Source organism: Pseudoalteromonas denitrificans DSM 6059 (assembly GCF_900112265.1).
Taxonomy (GTDB): domain Bacteria; phylum Pseudomonadota; class Gammaproteobacteria; order Enterobacterales; family Alteromonadaceae; genus Pseudoalteromonas; species Pseudoalteromonas denitrificans.
This window is the reverse complement of record NZ_FOLO01000006.1, coordinates 51,961-62,349: the sequence shown is the minus strand read 5'-3', so window position 1 is coordinate 62,349 and position 10,389 is coordinate 51,961. Positions and strand designations below refer to the sequence as shown.

Sequence of the window (10,389 nt, the reverse complement as noted above, 5' to 3'; positions counted from 1 at the left end):
GTGGGCGCATAGCTCAGCTGGATAGAGTACCTGGCTACGAACCAGGCGGTCGGAGGTTCGACTCCTCCTGCGCCCACCACTTCACAATTTCATATAATAAACCGACATCAAGTCGGTTTTTTTGTGTCTAAAATTTGTATAAATTTAGTTAATATAAAAGCATATTTAGCTAAGTGGCTCCCGCTAAGCCTGAACTAGGCGATGTTTACTCTTATATTTATTTTTTAACTGAGTGAGCAAGTTAAATGAAGATAAATTATCAAAAGCTAAAATTTATTGTTCTAGACGGAATCTAAGTACCACACTTCATATGGGCAAGGTATTTGATCGAATTATAACGAGTTATGGGATTCAATATATTTAGCTTATTAGGAATGTCCACTTAGAATGCTGTGGTAATTAAATCGCCTTTAAAATATTCATAAGCAGTGGATATAAAATTGGCAAAATGAGAGAAGTTAAAACGGTACTTATGATCAAAGATACAGATGCAAAAGCGCCGATTGTCGAATTAATTTCAACGGCTCTTGCTGTACCGAGTGCATGACAGGCTGCTCCCATCGCTAAACCTTGTGCTGCTTTATCTGATACGCCAATTAATTTAAGTAGTGGATGGGCAAAAATGGCACCTAAAACACCTATTAAAATGACTATTGTGGCTGCAAGGGCTGCTATGCCACCTAAGGAACTCGCTAAAGCCATTGCAATAGGGGATGTCACGGCATTAGGAGCCACTGAAGCGAGAATTTGTTCATCTGCATTTAATAAATAAGCAATCACTAAAGCAATCGTTGTTGAGCTAAAAACACCAAAAGCACATGCAATTACAATATTTTTTAGTTGCGGTTTTATATAAATAAATTCTTTATATAAAGGCATTGCCAATGCAACGATAGCGGGCTCTAATAAGAAAGTTAGTGGCAAATTACTTTTTGCGTAGACGCTATATTGTGTATTGCTAATAATCAATATAAAAATGATTAATAGCATAGTCATTAAGATAGGATTTAATACTAACCAGCCCGTTTTATTTTGAATGTTTTTAAATATGAAAAATAGAATAATTGTTAATGGTAATCCATAAATAATCATAATTTTGATTTGTTTATTTTTTGAAAAATATGACCTACAACAGCCAATGTAACAATACAACTAAATATGACACTAATGCTGATAGCTACAATATTATTTTTAAGTAAATTTAAATGTTCAATCATGCCTACAACCGTAGGAATAAAAAGCAAAGGCATATATTTTAAAAGAGGTTGAGAGCAAGGCAATACTGTTTGATATTTTACTCTACCGCAAACTAATAAAATAAAAAGTAGTAGCATACCTGAAGTAGCACCTGAAAATATATTATTTGTAGCATATGCTGAAAGCTTGCCCAATAACAGGCAAGCTAAAATAATTGCTGCGCTTTTAATATATTTGATCAGGTTTCTCATATTTTAATGAATCAATGACAATACTGATTAAGTTAACAAATTAAGCATGATAAACATACTAGAAACTGAGCTACCATTTTGATCTGTCAGAAAATTTGACTTGTTGTTTGTGTGTGTTTGCTTTCATTACTCTGCGCGTATTTTTAGATAAAAGTAATTTTATTTGATTAAAAGTCTCTCTGGCTAAAGCTCTTCTAGTATTTATAGCATGGCTTGTTTGATATAAACGCTTCACTGCTGAAACCGTATCTGGTGATTTAGAAAAAATTTTATTAAGTAAAAGTTGTGTTTGTTTTTCTACATCATTACAAACAAAGCTCACTAAATTAAGCCTTTTAGCTTGTTGAGCATCAATCGTTTCGGCGTGAGTTGATAACCACATAACTTGATCATAGGGCATTAACTTAGCAAGTTGAACACTAGCCCCCATATCAGGACATAGTCCCCAGCGCGCTTCCATAATTGAAAGGCTTGCATCTGTATGTGCAACTCTATAATCCGCACCTAGAACTATTTGCATGCCACCACCCCAACACCGCCCTTGAATTTGAGCAATAACGGGAATGGGTAATGATTGCCAACCCAAAGTTACTCTTTGTGCTAAGTTGGCATTACCCGGTAAGAATTTAAATAATAATTTTAATACCTGAATGGGGTTCTTCATTACACTGGCAACATCAAGTCCGGTGCAAAAGTCATTGCCTATTGACTTGAGTACAACCGCACGAATATTTTTATCTTTTTTGATTGTTTTTATTATTTTATCTAGTGTCAGGAACATTGAAAAATTGAGCGCGTTCAGTTTTTCGGGGCGATTAAATATGACTATAGCAACCTGATTTTCGACGTTAAATTGTATTAAATCTTCACTCATCGGACCTCCTTTTTTTTGATTAGCCTAAAATTAATATGATAAAAAGTAAAGTTGGCTAAAGGTATAACGAAAGATAAATTATTATTTTACTCATGTTAGGTTCATTTAACGCGTGTTTAAATGTTTGATAGTGCTAGCCGATTTTAAGGTGTTGATGAAGAAAACATATTATTTTATCGATTTTTAATAACTTAGAATGAAATATAAATGGGTATTTATTATGTAAAATAATAAGTGAGTTTTTTGTTTTATATAACATTACATTAGCATTAATTCGTATTAGTATTGAATACAGAGTTTTATATTAATCAGTTTAATTTGAAGGAAGATTATTTATGTCCGTGCCATTATCGCTTAATAAATATAATAAACATATAAAATCACGCATTATACATGGGGCATTAATAACAAGCTTCGCATTTTCTTTAATTGCATGTGGCCAAAAAGAGCAAGTTAAGAAATCCGCGCCGCCAGCGGCAGTGTCTGTTTATCAAATTAAAACTGAAAAAGTTGGAAATTATCGAGAATTTGTTGCCCGCACTCAGGCGCATCAAGAAGCTGAAATTAAAGCGCGTGTTGAAGGGGAGTTATTATTACGTCACTTTAATGAAGGAGCTTTTGTTAATGAAGGACAAGCTTTACTTGAAATTGATCCTGCGGAATATAAGGCGGGTTTAGTTCAAGCGCAAGCAGATTTAAAAAGTAAACAAGCAGGTTCTGAGGGCGCAAAAAGAGATTTAAAACGTGGTAAAGAGGTTGCTGAAAAAGGTTTTATTTCACAGTCTGATTTAGATAAGTTGACCACGAATGCTGCGCAAACTGCTGCAAGTGTTAAGGCGGCTGAAGCCGCGCTTGAAAAAGCTAAACTCAATTTAAGTTATACAAAAATAGTCGCGCCATTTTCAGGGCAGATTGGTAAGGTAAATTATAATGTTGGCAATATTATTGGTCCACAAAGCAATGCTTTAGCGACTTTAACTGCTGTAGATCCTATTTATGTGAACTTTCAGGTTGAAGAAGCGGATTACATTACTTATTTACAAAAAAATAAAAACTTTAAATCAGCAGCTGAAGTACCTATGGACTTAGCATTACGTTTACCTAATAACTCTGAATATGGGCAAATGGGTAAACTTGATTTTTCTGATACTAAGATCGATCAAGGGACCGGAACTGTTGAATTACGAGCTGTTTTTGCTAACCCTGAAGGTATTGTTTTACCAGGTTTATTTGTGACTTTAATTGTTGAAAGTCAAAATAAAAAAAATATGTCATTGGTGCCTCAGGCTGCAGTACAAGAAAATCAGCAAGGAAAATTTGTTTTAGTGGTTTCAAATGACAATAAGGTGATCACTCGTCATGTGAAGTTAGGCCGTCGAATTAATGCTATGTGGGTAGTTGAGTCAGGATTAAAAGAAAATGAAAGAGTAATTATCGAAGGTCTTCAAAAAGTAAAGCAAGGGGTTGAGGTTAATCCTATCAAAAAGTCTGTAGATGCAATGACAGGCGTTATCAGTACGCTAAATGTTAAGTAGAGGCTAACGATGATCAGTAAAATATTTATAAGTAGACCTAAGCTTGCTTTGGTTATTTCAATTGTAATCACTTTAGCGGGTTTGATTTCTTTGGGATTATTACCCGTTAATATGTATCCACAAATCACACCGCCTCAAGTACAGATCATGGCGACATATCCAGGTGCTAGCGCGCAGATTGTTGAAGAGTCAGTGATCCGTCCAATTGAAAAGCAAATCAATGGTGTTGAAGATATGATGTATATTGAATCAACGGCATCTAACAATGGCACTGCAACGATTAATGTATTTTTTAAGGTCGGAACCGACAGTGATATTGCACAGGTAAATGTTCAAAATCGTGTGGCATTAGCTGAGAGTGGTTTACCTGAAGAAGTAAAGCGCCAAGGAGTGAGCGTTAAAAAACAGTCAACCAGTATGTTAATGGGCATCACTTTATATTCAGAAAAAGAAAATTTAGATGAAATATTTTTAAGTAACTATGCAACTAATTATTTAGCTGAGCCTTTAGGGCGTTTGAATGGTGTTGCTTCAGCATCTGTTATGGGGGAAAAAAGCTATTCAATGCGTATTTGGTTACGGCCAGATAAAATGGCTTCTTTAGGTGTCACTGTATCTGAGGTTCAAAGTGCATTAAAAGAACAGAATTTAATTGTGGCTGCTGGTAAATTAGGTGCTTCGCCGGCATTACCTAACCAACAGTTTGAGTATTCAATTCAAGCTAAGGGTCGATTACAGACAGTCAAAGAGTTTGGTCAAACAATTATTCGTGCTCATACTGATGGAAAGTTTGTTCGATTAACAGATATTGCAAGGATTGAATTAGGATCTCAAGATTACAGTATTCAAGCTAAGTTAAATGATAATGCTACTGCTTTTTTAGTTATTTATCAGTTGTCTGATGCGAATGCTACAGAAGTGGCTGCTGCGGTAAAAGCACAAATGGAAATTTTATCAGAGCGTTTTCCTGATGGTTTAAAATATTCAATTCCATTTGATACGACTAAATTTATAGACAGGTCCATTGAAGAAGTGATTGTAACTTTATTTCAAGCGGTTGCTTTAGTTGTTCTTGTCGTATTTTTGTTTTTACAAAATTGGCGTGCAACACTCATTCCGTCGGTTGCGATCCCCGTGTCATTAATTGGTACTTTTGCCTTTATGATGTTGATGGGGTATTCAATTAATACAATTACTTTATTTGGTTTGGTTTTAGCGATAGGTATCGTTGTTGATGATGCAATTGTTGTTATTGAAAATGTAGAGCGACTACTTAAAGAAGAAAAACTGGAAATAAAGGAAGCTGTTACTAAAGCAATGCAGCAAGTTTCAGGGCCAATCATTGCAACTACCTTAGTATTACTGGCGGTATTTATTCCTGTTGGTTTTATGCCCGGCATAACGGGAGAGCTATATAAACAATTTTCAGTGACAATTTCTTTTGCTGTGATTATTTCGTCAATTAATGCTTTAACACTGAGTCCTGCATTATGTGTATTGTTATTAAATGAAAAAGCCATGCAGCCTATAAAATGGCTAGCACCTTTAGAGCGAGCTATAAAAGGTATGACGGGAAGTTATACCAATAAAATTGATTATTTATTAAAACGTTCAGCGCGAGTGGGTGTATTAGCTTTGATCATGTTTGCTGCAACTGGATGGCTTGCCAAAGAGGTACCAACAGGTTTTGTACCAGGAGAAGATCAAGGATATTTATTTGTTAATGTGCAATTACCTGATGCGGCTGCAAATGCCCGTACTGCTCAAGTAATGCATAAAGTCAAAGAGGTTATTTTAAAAGATCCTTCCGTTACTGATTTTATTAGTGTTGCCGGTACTTCGTTATTAAGTGGTGCGGGTTCAAATAATGGATTAGGTATTATTATTTTGAAAGACTGGGAAAATAGAACGACGAAAGAGCTAGGTTTACGGAGTACGATACAGCGTTTAATGGGTCAGTTGTGGACTATGCCTGATGCTCAAGTAATGATTTTTAATCCACCCCCTATACCAGGCTTAGGGAATAGTTCAGGTTTTGAATTTAGATTGCAAGATAGTGAAGGGCGAGATCCTATGCAGTTGGCTCAAGTGATGAATGGTTTAATTTATGACGCGAATCAAAGACCTGAATTAATGCGTGTATTCAGTACTTTTAGAGCGAATGTGCCCCAATACTTTTTAGAGATAGATCGTAATAAAGTAAAAGCACAAGGCGTGTCATTAAGTGATATATTTGTCACTTTACAGGCACAATTAGGATCTATGTATATTAATGACTTTAATCAATTCGGGCGTACTTATCGTGTGATGATCCAAGCTGAATCTAAGTTTAGGAAAGACCCGTCCGATTTACGTCATTATTTTGTTCGCAACTCAAACGAAGATATGGTGCCATTAACAACACTTGCTAAATTAAAGCCAATATTAGGCCCTACGAGTATGAATCATTTTAATCTTTATCGAAGTGCTAGCATTACGGGATCAGCAGCGCCCGGTTATTCAAGTGGTGAAGCAATTAAGGTGATGGAAGAGTTGGCTCAAGATTTACCTGATGGTTACATTTATGAATGGGCAGGGCAATCTAAGCAGGAGCTTGAGGCGGGAGACTTAGCACCTATGCTGTTTGGGTTAGCAATTATTTTTGTCTATTTATTCTTAGTGGCACAATACGAAAGTTGGACAATTCCTTTTTCAGTTATTTCAGCGGTGCCTTTGGCTATATTTGGCTCTATGTTAACTTTATATACATTAGGTATGGAAAATAATATTTATGCTCAAGTAGGATTAGTATTATTAATTGGTTTATCAACTAAAACGGCGATATTAATTGTTGAATTTGCAATGGAGTTAAGAGCGAAAGGGCTGAGTATTTATGATGCTGCACTTAATGCGTCAAAATTACGTTTCAGAGCGGTATTAATGACTGCACTATCCTTCATATTAGGTGTTTTACCACTCGTTTTTTCAACGGGTGCAGGTGCAAGTAGTCGCATTTTTCTTGGGATTACTGTATTAGCAGGTATGATAACGGCAACTTTGTTTGGCACTTTGTTTATTCCAATATTTTATTCTTTGATTCAGAGGATGAGAGAAAAGTTTAAGGGTGAAAAATCGATCGCTTAACTTTTAAATAAAATTAAACAACAAAAAGCCAAGTTTTTACTTGGCTTTTTGTTTGGCAACTATTTATTTTAAGTATAATAAAGGCAATTAATAATATGAGTAAAAAATTATGACTGATTCATCACATTTGTGGACCTTAGAAGAAATTTCAGGCCAAGCTTATGAGGTTTTTTTAGAATTAGCACCTGACAACCTTAAAGCGCAAGATATTGAAAAATTTAATCAAGATCGTGAAGAACATGGCTTTATTGAAGAGGATATCGCCGATGAAAGCTGGAATACTTTTGTTGAATTTGAAATTGAGCCAGAAGACTATGCACAGGTGATAGTCGGTTTGGAATATGACAGTGTTGGTATAGAAAATAAAGATATTATTTTTGCTAAAATTTTAATTAGTAGAGATAAAGCAGCCTCATTTTGTCATATTATCTGGAAAGACTAGGAAGGATAGATGTACTACCACGTATTACTTGCTGCATTTTTTTTTGTTGGTTTTACAACACATGCTAAAAAACCTTTATTTGAAATATTATCTGATTATGATCAATTAGATACTGATGAAATTCATGATAAAAAACCTTTATTTGAAATATTATCTGATTATGGTCAATTAGATACTGATGAAATTCATGATAAAAGGCGTGGTGAGTTATTCTATGGTGATACCGAATTTGGTTTGATCGTTACCTCAGGCAATACACAATCTTCAGCTGTTAAATTTAAAGGCAGTATATTTCAAGACCTTGATAATTGGCGGAATCAATTCAAATTTGATAGCTTGCTAAAAAAAGATAAAAATACTGACACAGATGAAAAAGAAAAATCAGCGGAACGTTATTTTTTATCATTACAGGGTAATTATAAACTTGGTTCTGCAGCAGAATCATTTTTTATTTATAGTGAATACGAAAAAGATAAGTTTGGTGGTTTTAAGTATCAAACGTCACTTTCATCGGGTTATGGCAATCGCTTGTATTCGGGCCATAAAAACACGTTAGACTTTGATATGGGACCTGGAGTCAATTATCAGGTAAGTGATGATGATTTATCTGAGTCTGGATTTTTGCTGCGATTAGCTTTGCACTGGCAAAGAAATATATCGCAAAGAACTCGATTTAATCAAACTTTAAGTAGTGAAAAGTCGTTATCGGGATTAAATTCAAGGCTAAAATCTGAGACGTCTTTAGTAAGTCAAATAAATAATGACTTATCTTTAAAATTTTCATATCTATATCGTTATAACTCAAGCCCTGAAGATAACAAAACAAACTATGATGGTGAAACCAGTACCACCATAGTATATAACTTTAATTAAAGTATATTATTTCATACTTGAAATTGTAATACGCTAAAATTAATAAACCCTATAGAGAATATATTTTGACTCAAAAACTTATTTATCAACATAAACAGTTTGCTTACATCATTTTTGTATTACTAGGCTGGATAGCCTCATTTGTTATCTTGGCTTTGGTATTATTAGGACCAAACGTGCCAATTATTTTGTTTGCAATTTCACTTATTGTGATTGGGTTTATATTTCATGGTTTAACAATTAAGGTATCGGATAAAGATATTTCCTGGGGATTTGGCCCTGGTGTGTTAGGTAAAAAAATTAAACTATCAGATATTGAGCAAGTAAAGGCTGTCACAAATTCATTTCGTCATGGTATTGGGATCAGAATTACACATGATGGTTGGGTATATACAGTACATGGGTTTAGTGCTGTAGCACTTGATTTAAAAGATGGTACTTCTATTAGGTTAGGAACTAATGATCAAGAAAACTTATTAACTGCCCTAAACTCTAGGTTAGATAATAATTAACAAAAAACCCATTTATTTAATTAAGATAAGTGGGTTTTTAATTTTTCACTCTGGTGACTAATGATTACAGTTTTCGTCATGTTCGTGATGGTCATGTCCATGATCGTGACCACACCCACCTGCTCCATGAACATGTCCGTGTTGTAGCTCTTCTTCAGTGGCATCACGTACTTCTAATACTTCAACGTCAAAAGTTAAATCTATGCCTGATAATGGGTGGTTACCATCAATGACGACATCGTCACCTTGAATTTCAATAACCGTTACAGATTGTTCCCCTTGGTCTGTTGTTGCGCGAAATTGCATGCCGATTTCTACATCAATACCTTCGAACATTGACATAGGAACAGCTTGCATTAAGCCTTCATGACGTTCACCGTAGCCATCAATAGCCGCAACCTCTACAGTGAATTTATCACCAATTGTTTTATCTAAAAGTGCTTTTTCAAGACCTGGGATTAAAAAACCACTGCCAATAATCATTTCTAATGGGTCGTTATCAAAAGAGCTATCGATAGAGTTTTGATCTTTATCCATCACGCTGTAGTGCATTTTAACGACTTTATTTTTAGCTATATTCATACTTTTATTCTCGTATATTTAAATTATTCTTCAATAAGGCTATAAGGTAATGGCTTTATTTCAATTGAAATTGGGTTTTCTTGTTTTGTGCGTAGAAGTGTATCTAACGCAAGATCATTGGGCATGATAGCTAAAGCATATGCTCTGTTTGTATCAATATCAAAACTGGTTTGTATTAATTTACCTGCACGACGCCAGTTTTCCCCAAGTTGTTGTTCAACTTCTGTAGCTTCAAATGGTTTGTTAGTGTTTGCTTCAAGTATATACATTGCACGTTTGTTTTTGCCTAAAAACTTCATTCTGGCAACTGTTTCCTGACCTTTATAGCAACCTTTTTTGAAACTTATGCCACCAATTGCTTGTAAATTAACCATTTGAGGGACGTATTCAGCAATGGCTTGATTGTTGAGTTTTGGTTCACCAGCTAATATTGAAAGGCTTTGCCATTTTTGCTCACTTTCCAATAGTGTAATACAAGAAGGAAGTTGTGCTTTTTTATCTATACATAAAATAAGTCGATTATTATCGAGTTTGATTGCTTTTCCAAATTTGAAATCAATGGTGCTATTATTTTCGGTTGGTAATATGATTTCGAGCTCAGATAATACAGCAGAAAGGTCATCCCCAAAAAGTCCAACCAGCTGGTGGTTTTTATTTTGTTCAATGTCTACTTTTGCAAAGACTGCGTATTTTTTGAATTCAGCCAAAGCATTTTCAATTTCATCTTTTGATGTGATTGCAAAATAATCATCTTGGAAATTGAATAAACGCAATATAGACCAAAGTTTTCCTTTGGCGTCACATTGACCTGCCCACAAAAGAGCATCGTTAGTTAATAAGTTTACATCTTGCGTAATTTGGCCATGTAAATAAGATTTTTTATCTGGTCCGGTAAATTGGATCAATTGATCCGACAAATGGCAAGCATATATATGAGGCATGGGCATATTAAAGTCAGTGAGTTTATCTGCATATAATAACGTATTTGAAGTGCTAAACA

At 34.7% G+C, this 10,389-nt stretch carries 10 protein-coding genes and 1 tRNA gene; 6 read left to right on the top strand and 5 right to left on the bottom strand.

Translation table 11 applies throughout. The features are described 5' to 3' along the window. The first annotated feature begins 2 nt into the window (after positions 1–2). Positions 3–79: transfer RNA gene (locus BM088_RS05815), tRNA-Arg, on the top strand. Between the two features lie 320 nt (positions 80–399). On the opposite strand, the gene BM088_RS05810 is transcribed toward BM088_RS05815, so the two are convergent. The 3 genes from BM088_RS05810 to BM088_RS05800 form a co-directional block, all read right to left on the bottom strand. Beyond that, on the bottom strand, positions 400–1,092 hold the full coding sequence (locus BM088_RS05810) for an LrgB family protein (protein ID WP_245763765.1): 693 nt from the start codon (positions 1,090–1,092) through the stop codon (positions 400–402). Further along, a complete protein-coding gene (locus BM088_RS05805) occupies positions 1,089–1,448 on the bottom strand; it encodes a CidA/LrgA family protein (RefSeq protein ID WP_091981446.1) in 360 nt (119 codons plus the stop codon). Before BM088_RS05805 ends, BM088_RS05810 begins: the two co-directional genes overlap by 4 nt. A gap of 70 nt (positions 1,449–1,518) precedes the next feature. Then, positions 1,519–2,322, bottom strand: a complete 804-nt coding sequence (locus tag BM088_RS05800; protein WP_091981440.1) for a crotonase/enoyl-CoA hydratase family protein — start codon at positions 2,320–2,322, stop codon at positions 1,519–1,521. 335 nt (positions 2,323–2,657) lie between these two features. On the opposite strand from BM088_RS05800, the gene BM088_RS05795 reads away from it, so the two are divergent. The 5 genes from BM088_RS05795 (at position 2,658) to BM088_RS05775 (ending at position 8,807) form a co-directional block, all read left to right on the top strand. Next, positions 2,658–3,857: an efflux RND transporter periplasmic adaptor subunit gene (locus BM088_RS05795; RefSeq protein WP_091981436.1), complete on the top strand. Its 1,200-nt coding sequence runs from the start codon at positions 2,658–2,660 to the stop codon at positions 3,855–3,857. A 9-nt stretch (positions 3,858–3,866) separates the two neighbouring features. Continuing rightward, on the top strand, positions 3,867–6,980 hold the full coding sequence (locus BM088_RS05790) for an efflux RND transporter permease subunit (RefSeq protein ID WP_091981433.1): 3,114 nt from the start codon (positions 3,867–3,869) through the stop codon (positions 6,978–6,980). 109 nt (positions 6,981–7,089) lie between these two features. After that, positions 7,090–7,422 (top strand): DUF440 family protein, encoded by a 333-nt coding sequence (locus BM088_RS05785; protein WP_091981430.1) that lies wholly within the window; start codon positions 7,090–7,092, stop codon positions 7,420–7,422. A gap of 9 nt (positions 7,423–7,431) precedes the next feature. Next, positions 7,432–8,295 carry a DUF481 domain-containing protein gene (locus BM088_RS05780; protein ID WP_091981427.1) on the top strand — a complete coding sequence of 288 codons (864 nt, stop codon included), beginning with the start codon at positions 7,432–7,434 and terminating at the stop codon, positions 8,293–8,295. An 80-nt stretch (positions 8,296–8,375) separates the two neighbouring features. Beyond that, complete coding sequence (locus BM088_RS05775; protein WP_091981896.1) at positions 8,376–8,807, top strand: hypothetical protein; 432 nt, start codon at positions 8,376–8,378, stop codon at positions 8,805–8,807. A gap of 57 nt (positions 8,808–8,864) precedes the next feature. On the opposite strand, the gene BM088_RS05770 is transcribed toward BM088_RS05775, so the two are convergent. Together BM088_RS05770 and ygfZ are read right to left on the bottom strand one after the other, a co-directional pair. Further along, a complete protein-coding gene (locus BM088_RS05770; protein ID WP_091981424.1) occupies positions 8,865–9,389 on the bottom strand; it encodes an FKBP-type peptidyl-prolyl cis-trans isomerase in 525 nt (174 codons plus the stop codon). Between the two features lie 23 nt (positions 9,390–9,412). After that, positions 9,413–10,330 carry a tRNA-modifying protein YgfZ gene (gene ygfZ / locus BM088_RS05765; RefSeq protein ID WP_091981892.1) on the bottom strand — a complete coding sequence of 306 codons (918 nt, stop codon included), beginning with the start codon at positions 10,328–10,330 and terminating at the stop codon, positions 9,413–9,415. Positions 10,331–10,389 lie beyond the last annotated feature (59 nt).